The organism is Streptomyces sp. NPDC048001, from assembly GCF_043203115.1.
GTDB lineage: Bacteria > Actinomycetota > Actinomycetes > Streptomycetales > Streptomycetaceae > Streptomyces > Streptomyces sanyensis.
Genome location: NZ_JBIDBN010000011.1, coordinates 156516 through 175037, shown reverse-complemented (window position 1 = coordinate 175037; position 18522 = coordinate 156516). Strand labels below are relative to the sequence as shown.

At 77.4% G+C, this 18522-nt stretch carries 12 protein-coding genes; 7 read left to right on the top strand and 5 right to left on the bottom strand.

Going from position 1 to position 18522, the window contains the following annotated elements:
- Positions 1-407 precede the first annotated feature (407 nt).
- Complete coding sequence (locus ACGF15_RS21550) at positions 408-2072, top strand: bifunctional 3'-5' exonuclease/DNA polymerase (RefSeq protein ID WP_392801091.1); 1665 nt, start codon at positions 408-410, stop codon at positions 2070-2072.
- Between the two features lie 64 nt (positions 2073-2136).
- Here ACGF15_RS21550 and ACGF15_RS21545 read toward each other — a convergent pair whose 3' ends face one another.
- From ACGF15_RS21545 to ACGF15_RS21530, 4 genes are all read right to left on the bottom strand, one after another.
- Positions 2137-3432, bottom strand: a complete 1296-nt coding sequence (locus ACGF15_RS21545; protein WP_392801088.1) for a hypothetical protein — start codon at positions 3430-3432, stop codon at positions 2137-2139.
- Positions 3433-3513: 81 nt separating this feature from the next.
- Complete coding sequence (locus tag ACGF15_RS21540) at positions 3514-4026, bottom strand: SigE family RNA polymerase sigma factor (RefSeq protein ID WP_345614333.1); 513 nt, start codon at positions 4024-4026, stop codon at positions 3514-3516.
- Positions 4027-4104: 78 nt separating this feature from the next.
- Positions 4105-4983 carry a BTAD domain-containing putative transcriptional regulator gene (locus ACGF15_RS21535; RefSeq protein WP_392801085.1) on the bottom strand — a complete coding sequence of 293 codons (879 nt, stop codon included), beginning with the start codon at positions 4981-4983 and terminating at the stop codon, positions 4105-4107.
- A gap of 262 nt (positions 4984-5245) precedes the next feature.
- Positions 5246-5470 (bottom strand): hypothetical protein, encoded by a 225-nt coding sequence (locus ACGF15_RS21530; protein WP_256526561.1) that lies wholly within the window; start codon positions 5468-5470, stop codon positions 5246-5248.
- Between the two features lie 213 nt (positions 5471-5683).
- Here ACGF15_RS21530 and ACGF15_RS21525 point away from each other — a divergent pair, with 213 nt between their 5' ends.
- From ACGF15_RS21525 to ACGF15_RS21510, 4 genes are all read left to right on the top strand, one after another.
- Positions 5684-8269, top strand: coding sequence for a polysaccharide lyase family 8 super-sandwich domain-containing protein (locus tag ACGF15_RS21525; protein ID WP_392801082.1), 2586 nt, complete (start codon positions 5684-5686; stop codon positions 8267-8269).
- Positions 8270-8358: 89 nt separating this feature from the next.
- Entirely contained in the window at positions 8359-9519 is a 1161-nt protein-coding gene (locus ACGF15_RS21520; RefSeq protein WP_362612168.1) for a hypothetical protein, read from the top strand.
- Positions 9516-10187 carry a hypothetical protein gene (locus ACGF15_RS21515; protein ID WP_392801079.1) on the top strand — a complete coding sequence of 224 codons (672 nt, stop codon included), beginning with the start codon at positions 9516-9518 and terminating at the stop codon, positions 10185-10187. Before ACGF15_RS21520 ends, ACGF15_RS21515 begins: the two co-directional genes overlap by 4 nt.
- Positions 10188-10190: 3 nt before the next feature.
- The gene (locus ACGF15_RS21510; protein WP_345614338.1) at positions 10191-10853 is read left to right on the top strand and encodes an RES family NAD+ phosphorylase; all 663 of its coding nucleotides are present in this window, start codon (positions 10191-10193) and stop codon (positions 10851-10853) included.
- A gap of 84 nt (positions 10854-10937) precedes the next feature.
- Here the strand turns inward: ACGF15_RS21510 and ACGF15_RS21505 are convergent, their stop codons facing one another.
- Positions 10938-12770, bottom strand: coding sequence for a caspase family protein (locus ACGF15_RS21505; RefSeq protein WP_392801076.1), 1833 nt, complete (start codon positions 12768-12770; stop codon positions 10938-10940).
- Between the two features lie 461 nt (positions 12771-13231).
- Between ACGF15_RS21505 and ACGF15_RS21500 the strand changes: the two genes are divergently transcribed.
- Entirely contained in the window at positions 13232-14152 is a 921-nt protein-coding gene (locus ACGF15_RS21500; RefSeq protein ID WP_345614340.1) for a hypothetical protein, read from the top strand.
- A gap of 101 nt (positions 14153-14253) precedes the next feature.
- Positions 14254-18522: a CHAT domain-containing protein gene (locus ACGF15_RS21495; RefSeq protein ID WP_392801073.1), complete on the top strand. Its 4269-nt coding sequence runs from the start codon at positions 14254-14256 to the stop codon at positions 18520-18522.

Sequence of the window (18522 nt, the reverse complement as noted above, 5' to 3'; positions counted from 1 at the left end):
CGGAGAGGCGCTGCGTCAGGCGTCGTTTGCGGCTGCCCCCGTTCACTGTTTCGGCCTCCCGGTCACGTGCACGCGCCTCGATCCCCAGTGTGCCCCGCGCAGGGCGGACACGCCCGCCGGGCGGCGGGGCCGTCCGCTTGGGATCAGAGCGTACGGGGAGCTTGCGCCGCGCGGCAGCGGTCCGGGGACACCGACCGGGGAAAACTCCCGGAACCGGGACGGCGGGGACGCCGCGCGGGCGGCCCGGGGCCCGCCGGAGGGCCCGGGAGACGCGCGGGGAGCCTGCGGCCGCCCCGCGAGGGGAGCGTCGGCCCGTGCGCGGCGGGCCGTCCGCCGGGCCGGCGGGCGGCCCCGGTCCCGGACGCGCCGCACGGGCGCTGTCCGAGCCGGATGCCAGACTCGCACCCGTGGACGAGCGCTGGGCTCTGGCGGCGGCCGAGGGGGACGGGGCGCGCCTCGTCCCCCTCGGCCGCGACCACCTGCCCAGCGGCCCCGCGGTCGACGAGCCCGACCTGGTGGCGGCGGTCCGTTCCCGCCCGCAGGTGCGCCGCTGGGTGTGGCGCTCGACCGCGGAGGTGGCCCCCCGGCTGCTCGCCGCCGGGGTCCGCGTGGAGCGCTGCTACGACGTCGAGGCCGCGGAGCGGCTGCTGCTGGGGCACGAGGGCCGCCACGGCGAGCCCCGGTCGGCGGCGGCCGCGTGGGCGAGGCTGCACGACGCGCCCGTACCGCCCGACCTCCCGCCGCCCGGGTCCGGCCCCTCGGCGCAGTCGCCGCTCTTCGAGCCGCAGCGCGCCGGTATGCCGCTGGAGGCGCTGCTGGAGGTCTACGCCGGGCAGCAGCAGCGGCACGAGGCGACGGCCCTTCCCGACCGGATGCGGCTGCTGACCGCCGCCGAGTCCGCCGGGACGCTGGTGGCCGCCGAGATGCACCGCGCGGGCCTCCCCTGGCGGGCGGACGTGCACCGCTTGCTCCTCCACGAACTGCTCGGCGAGCGGTACCCGGGCGGCGGCGAGCCGCGGCGCCTCGCGGAGCTGGCCGAGGAGGTGTCGCGGGCCTTCGGCAGCCGGGTGCGCCCCGACCTGCCCGCGGAGGTGGTCCGGGCCTTCGCGGGGGCCGGCATCCGGGTGCGCTCCACGCGCCGCTGGGAGCTGGAGGGCATCGACCACCCCGCCGTGGAGCCGCTGCTGCGCTACAAGAAGCTCTACCGCATCTGGACGGCGCACGGCTGGAGCTGGCTCCAGGACTGGGTGCACGAGGGCCGCTTCCGTCCCGAGTACGTGCCCGGCGGCACCGTGTCCGGGCGGTGGACCACCAACGGAGGGGGCGCCCTCCAGATCCCCAGGGTGATCCGGCGGGCCGTGGTCGCGGACGAGGGCTGGCGGCTGGTGGTCGCGGACGCCGACCAGATGGAACCGCGGGTGCTGGCCGCGATCTCCCGTGATCCGGGCCTGATGGAGGTGGCGGGCCACGAGGGCGACCTCTACACCGCGCTGTCCGACCGGGCGTTCTCCGGCGACCGGGAGCACGCCAAGCTGGCCCTGCTCGGCGCGGTCTACGGCCAGACCTCGGGCGACGGCCTGCGGAACCTGGCGGCCCTGCGGCGCCGCTTCCCCCGGGCGGTGGCCGTGGTGGACGAGGCGGCGCGGGCGGGCGAGGAGGGCCGCCTGGTGCGCACCTGGCTGGGGCGGACCAGCCCGCGGGCCCCGGGGGCGGAGGAGTCCGGCGAGGCGGGCCTGCCGCAGGGGGACCCGGAGGGCGCCGAGCGGGCCGGCGGGGCGGATGCCCGCGCCTGGGGCCGGTTCACCCGCAACTTCGTGGTGCAGGGCAGCGCCGCGGACTGGGCGCTGCTGATGCTCGCGGCGCTGCGGCAGGCCACTGCGGCGATGCGGGCCGAACTGGTGTTCTTCCAGCACGACGAGGTGGTGGTGCACTGCCCGGCGGAGGAGGCGGAGGCGGTGGCGGTGGCCATCCGGGAGGCGGGGGCCGTCGCCGGGCGGCTGGCCTTCGGCGACACCCCCGTGCGCTTCCCGTTCACGCTCGCCGCGGTGGAGTGCTACGCGGACGCCAAGTGAGCCGCGGCGCCGGACGGGCCCCGGCCCCGGCCCCGGGCGGACTGCGCCCCCGGGCCCGGTCGCCTCAGCCCAGCGCGTGCCAGGCCGGGTCGAGCGCGAGGGCGCGCAGCTGCTCCATCGTCAGGGCGGGCGTCGGCCGGACCGAGTCCTGCCCCTGGCCCGGGGCGTTGAAGGCCATGACGACCACCCGGAAGCCGTCCGGGCGCAGTGTGTCGACCGTCCAGCCGACGGCGCCCCGGCCGCCCTTCTGGTCGGGGTCCTCCTCCTGCCGCTCGCTCACCAGCGTGCCGTCGGGCAGGGTCTCCCCGTCGGAGAGGTGCCCGCGCAGGTCCTCCATGCCCGACTGCACGTTGATCTGCACCAGGCTGCCGCCCCGGCCGTCGTCGACGACCACGAAGCCGAACCCGCTGTCACCGCCCTCCTCGACGACCGCCGCGCCCTCGGGCAGCAGGCCCTTGAGCGTGGTCAGCACCTCCCCGGCGGACGGCCCGGCGGGCGGCCGGGGCTCCTCCCCGGCGTCCGGCGGAGGCCCCTGGTCGGCGAGATCGGCCAGGTAGTCCGCGGCGACGGGCAGCCAGGAGGGGTCCGAGGCGAGGGCGAGCAGCGCCTCGGAGGAGAGCGGGGGGTCCTCGCGGGTGGCCTCGGCGCCCTTCTCCTCGGGCGCGTTGTACTCGCTGACGTCGATCACCGCGCCCGAGGGCGTCACCACCGTGGCGCGCCACTGCCGGGCGCCCCGGTCGCGGCCGTACACGTACCCCTCGACGACCATGGCGCGGGAGCCGTTGCCGAGGGTGCTCTCGCGGCAGTCGTCGACGGCCGTGTACGCCTTGGCCGGGCAGGTCAGCAGCTGCTCGGCGGTCCCGTCCGCCAGCCCGGTCCGGCCGAGGCCCACCTGGATCAGCGCGGCGCCGCGGCCGTCGTCGTGCACCACGGAGGCCGTCGGCGCGGAGCCCCCGGGGCCGGAGCCGCTGCCGCGGCCGCTCTGCCGCGTCACCTCGCCCTCGGGCAGCAGCGCCGTGAGGGTGTCGACCATGCGCCGGGCGGAGACCGCGCCGTCCTGCGAGGGGAGCGGCACCGGATTCTCCGCGGCCACGCGGCCCCGCTCCCCGCCGCTCCCTCCGAGCAGCCCGCCCGCGTACCCGCCCACGAGTCCGGCGGCCGCGAGGGCCAGCACGGTCCCACCGGTGGCCACCCGGCGCAGCACCACCCTGCGGCGGCCGCGGGCGAGCCCGCCCTCCACCAGCACGGCGCGGTCGGAGGGGCCGAGCGTCCCGCCCGTGCGGCGCAGCACGGCCCCGAGTTCCTGCTCGAAGTCCCCGGTGGGGGCGCCTCGCTCTTCTTCCCTGGGTGCGAACGGCATACGGAACCACACTCTCTGATCGTCCGGTACGAAACGAGGTCTCTGCGGCGCCCGGGAGGTCCCGGGCCGGTGCCGGGCCCCTCAGCCGGCTGCGAACTCCACCAGGCTGCCGCCGCCCAGGTGTTCGCGGAGCTTGGCCAGCGCCCGCACCGTCCTGGTGCGCACGGCGGCCGAGCTGACGTTCATGGCCGCCGCGGTCTCCTCGACGCTGCGGTCCTCCCAGTACCGCAGCACGACGACCGCGCGGTCCTTCGGCGACAGCCGTCCGAGCGCGCCCAGCAGGGCGAGACGCAGCTCGGGGTCGTCGTCGGGGGCCCGGGGCGCCTCGGGCAGCTCGCCGACCGGGCGCTCGGTGGCGGACCGCCGCCGCCGGTGGGTGAGGAAGGCGCGGACGAGCACCGTCTGCGCATAGGCGGCGGGATTGTCGATGCGCGAGGACCTGCCCCACAGGACGTACATCCGGCCCAGCGTCTCCTGGACCAGGTCCTCGGCGAGATGGGTGTCCCCGCTGGTCAGCAGGCAGGCGGAACGGTAGAGGTGCGTGGCGCGGTCCGCCGCGAACACCCGGTACTCCTCGACACGTGCCGCTCGCATCGCTGCGCCCCCGCTCCCCTGGCTCCGCCGTCCTCTGCCGCTTCCACCCCGTCGATGCGCCGGGGAGGGGGAAATGTTTCAGGCTCCGTCGGCGAACCTGTGGTCCGGCGGGGGCGGGCGCCGGGGCGGCGGGTCCGCGAGCACGGCGGGCGGCGGGCCGGGGCACCCGGCGCGCGGGCCCTCGGGCAGCGCCGCGGGCGCGCCGGAGCCGCCCCGGAGCACCTCGGCGTGCGCCTGCCGGACGGCGGGGCCGGGGTCGACGCCCAGCTGCTCGACCAGGGTCCGGCGCAGGGTGCGGTAGGCGTCCAGCGCCTCCGCCTGGCGGCCGGTGCGGTGCAGCACCAGCATCAGCTGACGGTGGAACGCCTCCCGCAGCGGGAACTCGTCCGCCAGCACGGACAGTTCGGGCACGAGGCCGTCGTGCCCCCCGAGCTCCAGCTCGGCGTCGTAGCGCCACTGGAGGAGCTCCAGCCGCACCTCCCGGAGCCGGTGCACCAGCGGGGGCGGCTGCTCCCCCGGGCCGTGGACGCCCTCCAGCGGGCTCCCGCGCCACAGCGCCAGGGCCGCCGAGGCCGCCTCGGCGACGGACGCCCAGTCGCCGGTGCCCCGGACGGCGCGGGTGTAGGCCGCACGGGCGGTCGCGGCACGCTCCTGGAAGACCTCCGTGTCCAGCTCGCCCGGCTCCACCCGCAGCACGTACCCCTGGGCGACCGTGCGCAGTCCGCCCTGCTCACCGAGGAGGCGCCTGAGCCTGGCGACGTGGTTGTGCAGGGAGGCGCGTGCCGAGGCGGGCGGCTCGGCACCCCACAGCGCGGCCTGGAGTTCCCGGACCGGGACGACCCGGTTGGGCCGCAGCAGCAGGGCGACGAGCAGGGCGCGGAGTTTGGGGCTGCCGGGATGGTCCAGGCGCCCGGTGGCGTCGCGGACCGCGGGCACGCCGAGGAGGTTGAAGCGCATGTCCCGTTCCTCCCGGTCGTCTCGCGGCCTCCCCCTGTCCTCACGCTCTCTGCGATGCGTTGGCCTTATGTTAGCGATCCGTTGGTGACGGCTGTTTGGATGATGCGTCGGACCCGGCGCGCTGGTGCTCGGCGTGGGACAGCCACACTCGGGGGAGTGTCGCCACCGCGGCCGGTTCCGCGGACGAGGGCCCCGGCGCCATGGCGCCGGGGCCCTCGTCCGGCCCGCCGACCGTACGGCTGGACCGCGGGCCCCCGGCCGCTCAGGGCAGCAGCTCCAGGGGGTCGTACTGGTGGGGGCGGCCGCCCGTCCACTCCACCCAGGTCGGGTCCTCCAGCCGCACCGGTTCGGGGCCGCCGGCCCGGCGGACCAGCTCGCGCACCTCGTCGTCGGAGTGGGCCAGTCCCATGATCCGCCCGCGCACGGTCACCCGGCGGCCTCCCGTGGGGGAGATCCGGTGCACGACGATCGGCGGAGTGCCGGACATACCTCCAGCCTGCTCCTCGCACCGGCGGCTGCCAAGTCCCGGGGTCGCGGGGACCCGCGGACCGCGGCAGGGGCGTGCGGCCACCGGCGCGCGCCCCTCGGTCACCGCGCACACCGCCGACAGCTCCCGCACCCCGTTGACGGCGCCGGACGCCGTTGCTTTGATGCGCCGCAAGCGCTTTCCGGACCGGTCCGACCCGACCCTGGAGCCCCGGTGCACCTCTCCCGCCGCACCCTGCTGTCCGCGCTCCCCGCGGCCGCGCTCACCCCCGCCGCCGCGGCCGCCGGGACCGGGGCACCGCCACCGCCCGGCACGGCGGTCGGGAGCCCGCGGGACCGGGCGACGCTGATCGCCAACGCGCTCGCGGTCTTCGCGGGCACCGAGTGGTCCAACACCCGGCCCGAGACCGCCCGCCGGCTGGCCGCGATCGAGTCCTCGGCCCGGGCACGGCTCGCCGACATGGACCGCGCCGCGGCGGGCGAGCTGTTCCGCGGGCTGCCCCTCGGCGAGAGCGACGGCAACCTGACCCGGACCTTCCGCTCGCTCTACGAGATCGCGCTCGCCACCCGCGTGCCCGGCGCGGCACCGGCCGCACCGGCCGCTCCCCTGCGCGGCGACCGGGAGGCCCGGCGGCGCGTCACCGAGGCCCTGGTACACCTCCACGAGGAGTACGTGGGCGACCAGGCGGCCGGCTACTACGGCAACTGGCACACCTGGGAGATCGGCTTCCCCCGGTACGCGGGCCGCATCCTGGCCCTGCTGCACGAGGAGCTCTCGGCCGGGTACCCGGGGCTGGCGGCCGCGTACACCGCCACCATGGACGCCTATCTGCGCAACGGCCGGGACGGCGACGTGGACCTCGACTCCCGCTTCCACACCGGCGCCAACCTGGCCGACATCACCACCAACCGCGTCCTCCAGGGCGCCGTCCTCGACGACGACGCCCGTATCCGCAAGGCCCTCGCCGACCAGGCCACCGTGCTCACCCGGATCGACCCCTACCGGCTCCGCCACGGGGTCACCGACGGCTTCTACGCGGACGGCTCCTTCCTCCAGCACTCCTGCGTGGCCTACACCGGCTCCTACGGCAAGGGGCTGCTCACCCGGATGGTGGAGAGCGTGCGGCTCCTCGACGGCACCGCCTACGCGGGCCCCTCCCCCGGCACGGCCGCCGAGGGGCCCGCGGCGACCGCGCTGCGGTGGATCGCCGAGGGCTTCGCCCCGCTCGTCTTCGAGGGGTGGCTCATGGAGTGCGTCAAGGGCCGGGCGGTCTCCCGGACGGCCGGCGGCTACACGGACACCGCCGCGGTGGTCGAGGCCGCCGTCGACCTGACCGCGCACCTTCCCCGGCGGGCCGCCCGGCGGCTCGCGGCCTGGGTGAAGCACGTGCACACGACCTCGGCCGCCCCGCCGGACCCGGCCGGCTTCGCCTCCCCGGTGACCATCGCCCGCCACGCCGGCCTCCTCGCGTCCTCCGCCGCCCCGGCCGACCTCGTGCCGCCGGCGCACCACGCGGCCTTCAACGCCATGGACCGGACGGTCCACCGCCGCCCCGGCTACGCCTTCGCGCTCGCCCGCAGCTCGGACCGGGTCGGCCGCTACGAGTACATGAACGGGGAGAACCTCACCCCCTGGTTCCAGGGCGACGGCGCCCACCAGCTCTACCTCGCCGGCGCCGACCAGGCACGGGCGCACGGAGCGGACCGGCTCACCGTCCTCGAACCGCACCGCCTCCCGGGCACCACCGCCCCCGTGGAGCGGCGGCGGTCCGTCCCCGAGCTGTACGGCACCCTCTGGTACGACGACCCCGAGCACGGCTTCACCGCCTCCTCCCAGGCGCAGAACGCGTACGTCTACTTCCCTCGCGGCACCGGAGCCCACTCCGGCGGCGCCCGGCTCGGCGCCTACGGGACCGCCGCCCATGTGCTCACCGACGACGCGGCCTGTGCGGCGGCCCGCGCGGGGACGCTGCCCGACGGCCTGGTCACCCACCGGTCCGCGCGCGGCACCCGGTCGTGGTACCTGCTGGACGAGGAGATCGTCGTGCTGGCCGCGGGCGTGTGCGACCCGGAGGGACGCGCGCTCACCACCACCCTCGACGCCCGGATCGCGGAGCCGGACGCCGCCGTCGCGGTCACCGGCGAACTCCCGGGCGGTGCCCCCTGGAACGGCTCCGGCGCCCCCGCGTGGCTGCGCTACGAGGACCCCTCCCAGGGCGGGGCGATCGGCTACCTGCTGCTCTCCGGGCCCGCGCCCACCGTGCTCCGGGAGACGGTCACCCGCAGCCGCCGCCGGATCCGCCTGTCCAACCCGGACACCCCGGTCACCAGGCAGGTGTTCACCCTCGCGGTGGACCGGCCCCCGGGCGCCCCGCCGATGGCGCACGCCTACGCGCTGGTCCCGCACGCCACCGCGGAGCGGCTGCGCGCCTACGCCTCCGGTCCGCCGGAGGTGCTGTGCAACACGCCCCGGCTCCAGGCCGTCCACCACAGCGGCCTGGGACTGACGGCGGTCAACTCCTTCGGGGCGGGCCGCCACCGGGTGGCCGGGCTGACCGTCCGGGGCCCGGCCTCCCTGCTGCTGCGGCGCACCGCGGACGGCCGCGTCCACCTGGCACTGGCCGACCCCACCACCCGCCGCCGGACGGTGTCCCTGACGCTCCGCGGGCGGCCGCTGCGGCTGCTGTCCGCCGACCGGGGCGTCTCCGCCCGCCCCGTGCCGGGCGGCGTCCGCCTGGAGGTGTCCGTGCACCGGAGCCACGGCCGCAGCCTGCGGGCGGTGCTGGGTCCCCTGCGGTGACCCGGCAGCGGCCGCGGCGGGCGGACCCGGCCCGGCGGAAGCCGCGAACCGCTCGTGTCCCCTGCCCCTCCCGTGCCACGATGGGCGCCATGGGATGGCCGACCGAGGAACCCGTCGACCCCGCGTCAGTACTGGACGAGATCAAGGCGGTTCGCCGCGAGGGCCTGACCCGGCTGCGCGAACTCGACGTCCCGCTGCTGCGGCGGGCGGCCTCCACCGCCTCGGAACCCACCACGCTCGCCTGGCCGATCGCCGTCGAACGGACCCTGAGGGCCGCCGTGGACCTGCTCGGCGAGGGTGACCTGCGGGAGGCGGCGGAACGCTCCCTCGGGCTCTCCCCGGCGCTGCGCGGACGTCCGGCCGCTGACCGGCGCAGACTGGCCGCGGGCGTGTACGGGGTGAGCGTGGAGAGGTTCCGCAAGTCCCAGGAGGCCGAGGTGCTGGGGCAGGTGGCGGAGCAGGTGTGCTGGATCGCCGCCGTGGGCACCGCCGGAGTGCCCCGCAGGACCGGGGGGCGGGCCGCCGGGCTGCCCTCGCCGGAGCTGCAGCACCGGCTCGTCGAGCTGCGCGGCGGGGGCGCCGCCGCGCGGATCGTCCTCCATGTCCACCCGGTGGAACTGGTCCGCGGGGTGGACGTGGTGGTGGCGCCGACCAACACCCATCTGGTCCTTCCCGGCACCTACAAGGCCTCGTCGTCGGCCGCGCTGCGACGCGCGGCGGCGGTGCGCGGCCCCTCGGGGATCGTCCTGCGGGACCCGCTCCAGGAGGGGTTGACGGCCTGGCGGGAGAGGTACGGGATACCGCACGGCCCGGTCGAACCGGGCACGGTCGTCCCCACGGAGGCCGGAGCCCTGGCGGGGATGGGTGTGCGCCGTGTCTACCACGCGGCCGTGGCCATTCCGCGTGCCGGGTCGAACGACTACGACGTCCTGCCGCACGATGTCGCCGCCGCCGCGTCGGGGGTGCTGGCCCTGCTGGCGCAGGAGGCCCCGGCGTCCGATCCGCCGCTGCGGTCGGTCTGCTTCACACTGCTGGGCGCCGGGCGGGGCGGGCTCCCGGTGGAGGAGAGCGTGAGCGCGCTGTGGCCCGCCATGGCCGCGGTGGCCGCCGGGGGACGCGAGGTGCACCTGGTGACCCGGCGGCCCGCCGCGGCCGGGGCGGTGCTGCGGGTGCTGGGCGGCCGCCGTGTGGAGGAGGCCGGGGAGCCGTCCGCGTACCGGTGCAGCAGGGTGGCGGAGGGAGCCCGATGAGCGCCTGGGAGGCGCTGGGGGTGCTCGCCTCGCGCTGGGAGCCGTTGGCCCGGCGGCTGCCGCCGTCCGCGCACCGTGAACTCGCCGCGCTGCTGGCCCGCATCCGCGAGGAGGCGCCCGGCGGCCCGGACGCCGAGGAGCTGGCGGAGCGGGCCGTCGCGGCCGTCCTCGGCGCCCTGCCCGAGGACGAGGCCCTCGGGCTGCGGAAGGAGACCGGCCCGTCCCGCCTCGCCGGATCGCCGGGCCGTGAGGCGGGCGGCTTCGACGCCGGGGACCTGTGCATGCTGGTGATCGACGGCAACCCCATGGTGGGCCCGGTGCTCGGGCCGGTCCGCGAGCGCCTGCTGGGCGCGCCCGCGCTGTCGGAGGACGAGGCCGCCCGCGGCGGTGCCCGCCCCGCGGACCACGCCCTGCTCGTGCTCACCGACCCCCGCGGGCAACGCCGTTACCCGGCCTTCCAGTTCGACCCCCGCGGACGCCCGTGGGAGGTCGTCCTGCGGGTGAACTCCCTGCTCGGATCGGCCGAGGACCCGTGGGGGACGGCCGACTGGTGGCTGTCGGAGCACGTCTGGTGGGGACGGCCGCCCTCGGAGCTGCCGGGCACCGGGCAGGACGCCGCGCTGTGGGCCGCCGGGCTCGACGCGGCGGGTCTGGGCGAGGGGGACTGACCCGTGCCCAACCAGCCGCCGCCCGCCGCACTACCCGGCGTCCCGCACCGGGCGTCGCTGCCCGCCGGCACCCTGCTGTACCGGGTGCACTCCTCCCACCGCCCCGCCGCGGGCTTCAACCCCGTCCCGTCGCAGGAGCTGTACGGCGGGGGCCGCTTCGACAGCACCCCGCGCGCGCCCTACCCCTATCTGTACGCCGGCTTCGGCGTGGGCGCGGCGGTGAGCGAGGTGCTGCTGCGCTCGGTGCCCTTCGCCCCCGACGGCGGGCTCCGGCTGATCCCCCGGGGAGCCGTGGCCCGGCGCAGTCTGTCCTATCTGCGGTTGGCGGAGGAGGTCGAGGTGCTGTCCCTGATGTCGGGCGCCGACCTCGCGTCGGTCGGCCAGGACTCGTGGCTGATCCACGCCGAGCATCCCGAGTACCCGCAGACCCGGGACTGGGCGCGGTGGCTCCGGGAGCGGACGAGGCCCTGGGCGCAGGGTTTCGTGTGGCCCTCCAAGCGGGAGCCCGCGGACCGGGTGGCCGTGCTCTTCGAGGACCGCTGCCCGGCGAAGCTGCTGGAGGCCGATGCGGCACCGCCGGTGGACTTCGGGACGCCGGAGGGCGAGCGCTGGCTGAACGGGGTGCTCCTCGGATACGGCGCCCGGGTGGCGCCCGCCGTGCGCTGAGCCGCCCGCGGGAGAACGGCCGGTGCGCCGCGCCGTTTCGGCACGCCGCGCCGTTTCGGTGCGGCACCTCCTCCGGGGAGGGCCTCAGCCCCGCCCCGGACCGGGCACCTGGGTGCGCAGCGCGAGCATCGCGGTCCCCCACGCGCCGGGCTGCCGGGGCGGGCCGCCCGCCTTGCGCAGGCCCTCCGGCGCGGCGAGCCGCAGCAGCGGAGGCGGCGCGCTCCGGGGGCCCCTGCGGCCGGCCCCCGGCCTCCACGGCGGAAGCAGCAGCGGCGCCGGGTCGAACTCGTCCTCGGCCACCACGAGTTTCAGCCAGTCCTGGACGTACGCGCCCGGCCGCACCGGCCGGTCCTCGGGCAGGTAGAGCCAGACGGGCTCGCCGCGCCGGGCGCGCGCGGTGCGGCCGGGTCCGATGAAGTCCCCCTCGTAGAGCGCGTGCGAGCTGCCGTGGTCGTCCGTCAGGTCCAGCAGCACGCACCAGAGCCTGCGGTCCGCGTGGTTGTGGAGGGTGACCGCCACCTGCGGCTCCCGCCCCTCGGGGGTGTACTCGTGCACCACCTCCCCGGTCACCGAGTGCCGTTGGGCACCGCGCAGCGGTTCCAGGGTGATGCCGACCAGGCCGGACAGCGACGGATCGGGGTTGGCGAGGTCGCGGACGCGGTGCCAGTGGGCGAGGTGCGCCAGGGCGTCGACCGCCTCCGCCAGGTCCCCGGCGTCCCGCACGGCGAGCGGCGGCAGAGCGCGGGCGCCGCCCCGGACGTAGGCGAGGCCGTCCCGCACCTCGACGGTCAGCGGCGTCCCGTCCCCGGTGGTGGACAGCAGCGGATGGCCGTCGACCGCGTCGGCGAGCGGACCGGTCCACGCGCGGTCGCCGCGGACGGCGACCGCGGCCGGGGGGAAGGCCAGCGCGGACGGCACCACCGGCGTCAGCCGGAAGGGGTCGAGCCGCGCCGCGAGGCCGTCCACCGGTTCGACCCGGGAGGACTCCGGAAGCACCTCGCGCACCACGAGCGTGCCCCGCCCGCCCGAGGGCAGGCGGGCCGTGAACTCCGAGCCGGGGGCGCGCAGCCCGTGCACGGCACCGCAGTTGACCGCCCAGGCGCCGCGGGCGAAGCCGAGGCGGAACCGGGCCACGGGCACCGGGCCGCCGTGCAGGAAGGCCCGGTCCCCGCGGCCGTGGAGGGTGGGGTGCTGGCGTCCGCCGCCGCCCATCCGCGCCGCGGCGAGGTCGAGCAGCTCCCGGCAGGACGCGTCGGGCCCCAGTTCGCCCAGGACCCCGAGCAGGGCCTGGCTGAAGGCCCCGTGGACCGGTTCGGCCCGTGTCTCGTAGGCGGGTTCGTCCAGGCGGCTCGCCGCCAGCAGCACATGGCGGGGCGGGTCGGCACGGCCGGGGAGCGGCCCGGCGCCGCGCCCGGGACGGCGGTCCCAGGACGGCCGCCAGGCCGTGCTGCGGGGGCGTCCGGTCTCCCCCGGGCGCTCCTCGCGGGTGGCACCGCCCGCGTAGCAGCAGTCCAGGACGGCGACGACATGAGCGCCCCGCGCGGCGACGCCGTCGAGCAGGGCGCCCAGCAGGTCGTCGGCCAGGGCTTCCGCGCCGTCGGCCTCGCCGTCGTGGCAGACCAGGGCCTGGGCCCGGCCGGTGGCCTCGCGTGCGTCCTGGGTCTCGTCCTCGGAGCCGTGGCCGCTGAACCACAGCAGGGCGGTGTCCCCGGGGCCGGAGGCGCCCAGGTGGGTGGTGATCGCCTCGACGACCGCGTCGCGGCGGGCCTGCGCGTCGGCGAGGACGCGGATGTTCGCATCGGTACCGGGGAGGGAGCGGATCCAGCGCTCCGCCGCGGCGATGTCGTTGAGGCAGCCCGACAAGGGGGAGTCGGCGTAGGCGTCGATCCCCACGAGGAGGCAGTTGACCGTCGGCATGCGGCAAGCCTGGCAGAACGGACAGGTCGTCCGTCGGGCGAATCCGGGGCGACTTCCGGGAATGTACGACGAAACGCCTTTTCCAGGGCGCCTGTTGGGGTTCACTGGAGGTCGGCCGCGGTTCGGCGCCCAGCGCCGCCGCCGGCACTCTGACGCACCGTCATGGCGCCGTCCCAGGCGCCCTCCGGCCCGAGTTCCGCACCCGTCTCCCGTACCCGCCCCCGGCTTCCGTGCGCCCTCGCGCGCCGCCGGGAGCGGCACCAGCGTGCCCCGCCCCGCTGGGCACCACCGCGCAGGAGGACACGATGACCGGCACGACACCGAACCCGAACCCGCCCGGCGGGCCGTACGGGCCCTACGGCCCGGCCGGACCGTACGGACCTTACGGCCCGGCCCCCGGCCAGGGCCCGGGGTTCATCCCCGGGCAGGCACCCGGCCCCGTTCCCGGCCACCCCCCGGGCATGCCCCCCGGACCCCCGCCCGGCCCGCCGCCCGGCTGGGGCAACCCCTACCAGGACCCCGAGAACTGGGGGCCGGGAGGCTCGCCGAGCACCTCCCCCTCCTACCGCGAGTGGCGCACCGTGCGGGAGTGGGCCCAGCTCTCACCCGGCTGCTTCACCCTCGTGCTGTTCATGCCGCTGGGGATACCCCTGGTCACGCTGTACTCCCTCACCCGCTCGGCCCGCAGCCGGGCGCACACCGTGTTCAGCCACCCGGCACAGCCGGTCGCCGACGACACCCTGTCCCGGGTGAAGAAGACCCGTGCGGTGCTCGCCCTGCTCGCCTCCACGTCCTTCCTGTTCGCCTACGGCACCCGCACCGACGTGGAGGAGGCCCTGGCGGGCGGCGCGATCCGCCTGATGATCGCCCCGTGGCTGCTGGTGCTCACCGCCCCGCTGCTGGTGTTCCTCCTGATGAGATGGGCCTCCCAGGGCGAGCACACCCGGATGCGCTCCGAGCTGAGGACCCCCCTGGTCACCCTGGCGAAGTACGTGGGCGCGCTCACCGCCGTCCCCCTGCTCGCCCTGGCGGTCTACCCGCTCATGACCGCCACCGAGGACACCCCGTTCCTGGCCTTCCTCCTCGCCGTCGCCACCCTTCTGGGCCTGTACTGGGCGGCGGTGTTCACGGTCTTCTCCTCCAGCCTCGTCGTACGGAGCGGCTTCGGCACCGGGGGGATCCACAAGGCGCTGCCCGCACTGCTCACCGCCCTCCTCGTATGGGAGTTCACGCCCGTCGCCCTGCTGCAGTCCGGCTTCCCGCCCGGCCCCCTCGCCCTCTCCCTGCTGTTCGTGTTCGGCGGCCCGCTGTCCGTCACGGCCGTGGCGTGGTGGGAGGTCCACCGGCTGACCACCCGGCACGGCGTGGTGCTGAGGGCCTGACCCACCGGGCCCCGCCCGCCGGGGGCGGTCCGGGCCCCTCGCCGCCGACGGGACCGCTCCCCCCGCTCCACGACCAGGCGCCTGCACGAGGAGTCGCACCGATGACCGTCTTCCCCGCTCGCGCCTTCGAGCCCGACCACCCACTGCCGCCCCCGCCCGACGACTCCCCCTACGACGCCTCGCGCTGGGACCGGGACCTGCTGCTGACCCGTGCCCGCCAGACCCCCGCGCACTCCCCCGAGGCCCGCACGACCTGGCTGGAACTCGGGCTGCTCTGCGGCGAGCGCCTGGCGGACGGTCTGGACCCCGCGCAGGCCGAGTACGACCACGCCCTGGCCCGCGCCGCGCTCGAACGGGGCCTGGGCCAGGGCCTCGCCCACGGCGGGCCGCCCGCCGACCGGGCGGCCCGGGGCCATCTGGTGCTGGCCGAGCTGCTGCTGGAGGCGGACGGCGAGCCGCCGCCGTCCGAGGTGGACCGCGCCGAGGCGCTCGTGGCCGCGGTCGACGGCCTCCCGGCGGGATCCGTGGAGGACGAGGTGGCCTGGGGCGCCCGGCTGCACCTGGCCGACATCGCCGCGCTGCGCTGGCACCGCACCGGCTCGGAGGGCCACCGCGCACAGGCGACGGCCCGCTACACCACCGCGCTGCGCGGCCAGCCGCCGCTGCCGCCGCCGCTCGCCGCCGCCACCCACGCGGCACTGGCCGACCTGATCGCGGACCGGGCGATGGCGGAGCGCGACGTGCCTCAACTCGCCGCGGCGGCGGAACACTTCGCCCAGGCCGTGACCCCGGACACCGAACCCGGGGAACGGGCCCGGCTCACCGGGGCCCGGGGCATCACGCTGCTGGAGCAGGGGCAGCTCACCGGGGACGCCGCCCTGCTGCGCCGGGCGGAGACCGCCCTGTCCACCGCGGCCGCACTGGCGTGGGAGCTGGCCGGGGACCCGGCCGGGGAGCAGCCGCCCGAGCCGCCCGGCGAGGACGGCTTCTCCTGGACGGAGCGGGCGCGGCGCTCGGACGTCCTGGCCGCGGTCGCGGCCGTGCTGGCCTGGCGGCTGGACGAGGCGGCCGAACCCGCGCACGCACTGGTGCCCAGGGTCCGGTCGCTCGCCGCCTCCCCGGGCCACCTCGCGGCGGCCGAGCCGGACGAACTCTCCACCCTCGCCGTCCTCCTCCTCGACCACCTCACCCCTGCCGCCGCCGACGCGGAGGAGCGGGAGCGGGCCTTCCGGATGCTCCGGGAGGCCGCCCGGCGCTGGGACCCGGACCGGGGCGACGCCCACGTCCCCCAGCTGATGCTCGCGACGCGCGCCCTGGACCTCTCCGGCAACCGCCCCGCCGAACTCCTGGCGTGCTCCCGGTATGCCGCCCGGGTGCTGGAGCTGACCTCGGAGCCGGGCCCGGTGCTGTCGGCGCACCTGCTCCGCGCGGTGGTGGCCGCGGGGCTGCTCGAAGGGGGAGGGAACACCGCGGACCCCCGGGCGTCCGACGTCCGGAAGGCCGCGACCGCGGGCACCGACGCGTCGGCGGACCCGGCGCGGTGGGCAGCGACCGTCGAACGGCTGGTGGGGCCGACCGAGGCCGTCGGGGAACTGTTCCGGCGCTGGCAGCAGTGCGCGGGCCGCGACAGCCACCACGCCGGTCATGCCCGGTTCCTCCTCCGGCACGCCCCGGCCCTCGATCCCACCCGGAAGGTGCTGACCGACGACCGGATACGGGCCCTGGTGGACGCCGGGGGGGCGCGCGCGGGTGAACCCTCCCGGCATTCGCACCTGGCGCTGGGCGCCGCGCTGGGCCACTACGGGGCCCTGCACACCGGTCCGCTGCTGGCCCAGGCGGCGGAGGCCGCGGAAGCCGCTCTCCGGGACGACTCGCAGAGGGGGATGTCCGCCGCCCAGACCGCGGGCGTCGCGGGCATGGCCGCCACACTCAGGACGCTGCACGGCCTGATGAACGGCGGATACGACGACGTCGACGCGGGGGTGCGCGAGCTGGAGGCCCTGGGGCGGCGCCTGGAAGCGATCCCGGCGGCCGACCGGGCCGGTCTTCCGGATCCCGCGGCCCTGCAGCGCCTGATGGATATCGTGCGCCTCTACCGGGCCGAATCCTCACCGCAGGAGCGAGTCGCGGCCATCGCGGCGATGGACCCACGGGACATCGGCCTCCACGGCGACCACCCGGCCTGGCAGGCCCTGACCGCCGCCCTGCGCCGGAGCAGGTCCCCGGAGGGGGCTCCACCGTCGCCGGGGGCGGCCCCCTCGGCCCGGGAGATCATCCTCTCCACCGCCGGGATGCCTCCGCTGCAGCGGGCCTCGTGGCTCCTGCTGGCAGGCACCGCCCGGGTCTCCGAGGCCACCGCGAGCGGGGACCGGGCCGCGCGGCGGGATGTCACGACGCTGATCCTCGCGGCCCGGGAGACCGCCACCCGCGGTGACGACGTCTGGCTCGCCGGCGGGATGCTCCTCGGCTTCGCGGGCTGCCAGGACGCGGTGCTGGGGCGCCCCTGGTCCAGAAGGCGGCGCCTCGACGAGGCCATCGGGCACCTGGAGGAGGTGTACCGGGAGTGCCGGGGGCCCGAGCACCCCTGGCGGGGCCGCAGCGGACTGCTGCTCGCCAAGGCCCTGCGCCTGCGCGGCGAGCAGGCGCTGGGCGACCGCGCGGCCGGCCGCCGCGTCGCCGCCGAGGCGCTGCGGGCCACCGCCTACGCCGTACTGCTCCAGTCCGGTACGGCCGACGCGGCGTCCGCGGCGACCGAGGCCACCGCCGCGGCCCGGACCGTGGCCCGCTGGTGCCTGGCCGACGGTGTCCCGGCCGAGGCCGTCACCGCCCTCGACGCCTGCCGCGGCCTGGTGCTGCACGCCGCGACGACCGCCCGGACGGTGGACCGCCGGCTGTCCGAGGCCGGGCACGGTGCCCTGGCCGACCGCTGGTCGCGGGCGGTGGCCCACGGCGGCAGCGCCCCGACGGCCCTGCGGCGCGAGGTGCTGGACGTGCTGCTCGGCCTGGACGGCAGCGCGGCCGACCGGCTGCTCTCCCCGCCCTCGGTGCCGGGGATCGCCGCCGCGCTCCGGGCTCTGCGGCGGGACGCCCTGGTGTACCTGCTCCCCGCCGCGGCGACCGGGTTCGCCGGGGACGCGGCCGGTGCGGCGATCGCGGTGGCCTCCGACGGCCGGGTGAGGGTCGTCCCGCTTCCCGGGCTGCGGGAGGAGGCGGAGCCGCTGCGCGCGTACGTGGAGCACCTGGAGCCGACGGGGGCGGCCCCCTCCCGCGGGCCCGGCTCGCCCGTGGCGACGGCGCCCTCCGGTCCGCCCGGGTTCCCGTTCTCCACCGCCTTCGACCCGCTCGCGGCGTTCGACACCCTGGCCACCGCGACACGCCGCCACGTCCCGCAGCGGAACCTCGGCGGTCCGCCCGGCCGGCGGACGGGGACGCTCCCCCAGCGGCTCGACCGCCTGACCGCCTGGGCCTGGGACGCGGTGGTCGCCCCCCTGTCGGGCGCGCTGGGACGGAGCCTGCCGACCGGGCGGACGCCCCGGCTGGTGCTCATCCCGATGGGCGAGTTGTCCGCGGTGCCCTGGCACGCCGCCTGGTCCACCGAGGGCGACGGGCGCCGGTACGCCCTGAGGACGGTGGAGTTCACCTACAGCGCCTCGGCCCGGCTGCTGTGCGAGGTCGCCGCCCGCCCCGCCCGCGCACGCACCGACGCGGCCCTGGTCGTCGGCGACCCCACCGGGGACCTGCCCTTCGCCGGGCGGGAGGCGCTGGCCGTCCGCGACGCCTACTACCCGCGGGCCGTCTTCCTCGGGCGGGAGGACACGGGCGGGAGCGAGCGCGCGGCACGGCCCGCGGAGCTGCTGCGCTGGATCCGCTCGGGAGCGGGCCGGGGCGGGACCCTGCACCTGGCCTGCCACGCCACGGTGGTGGGCGGCGCCCGCAGCAGCGCGGCGCTGATCCTGCACGAGGGCACCCTCTCCGCGGAGGACCTGACCGAGTCCGTCGGCGGCTCCGACGGCGGCACCCATCCCGACCTGGTGCTGCTGGCGGCCTGCCGCAGCCATGTGTCGGGACGCGGCGCCAACGAGGCGTACACCCTCGCCACCGCCTTCCTCACGGCGGGTGCCCGGTCGGTGATCGGCTCGCTGTGGCCGGTGCCGGACGCGGCGACCTCCCTGCTGATGTTCATGACCCACCACTACCTGCGGGTGGAGGGCCGGCAGCCCGCCGAGGCGCTGCGGCTGGCACAGCTCTGGATGCTCGACCCGGACCGGGCGCTGCCGACCGGCACACCACCGGGCCTGGCCAGGCTGGTGCCGCGCATCGTCCCCGACGACCTGAGCGCCTGGGCGGGCTTCATCGCCACCGGGCACTGA

Coding starts and splice junctions, on each gene's coding strand:
- ACGF15_RS21500 (WP_345614340.1), top strand. CDS start 13,232: ATGCCCCCCGGACCCCCGCCCGGCCCGCCGCCCGGCTGGGGCAACCCC.
- ACGF15_RS21530 (WP_256526561.1), bottom strand. CDS start 5,470: ATGTCCGGCACTCCGCCGATCGTCGTGCACCGGATCTCCCCCACGGGA.
- ACGF15_RS21535 (WP_392801085.1), bottom strand. CDS start 4,983: ATGCGCTTCAACCTCCTCGGCGTGCCCGCGGTCCGCGACGCCACCGGG.
- ACGF15_RS21515 (WP_392801079.1), top strand. CDS start 9,516: ATGAGCGCCTGGGAGGCGCTGGGGGTGCTCGCCTCGCGCTGGGAGCCG.
- ACGF15_RS21545 (WP_392801088.1), bottom strand. CDS start 3,432: ATGCCGTTCGCACCCAGGGAAGAAGAGCGAGGCGCCCCCACCGGGGAC.
- ACGF15_RS21495 (WP_392801073.1), top strand. CDS start 14,254: ATGACCGTCTTCCCCGCTCGCGCCTTCGAGCCCGACCACCCACTGCCG.
- ACGF15_RS21540 (WP_345614333.1), bottom strand. CDS start 4,026: ATGCGAGCGGCACGTGTCGAGGAGTACCGGGTGTTCGCGGCGGACCGC.
- ACGF15_RS21505 (WP_392801076.1), bottom strand. CDS start 12,770: ATGCCGACGGTCAACTGCCTCCTCGTGGGGATCGACGCCTACGCCGAC.
- ACGF15_RS21520 (WP_362612168.1), top strand. CDS start 8,359: ATGGGATGGCCGACCGAGGAACCCGTCGACCCCGCGTCAGTACTGGAC.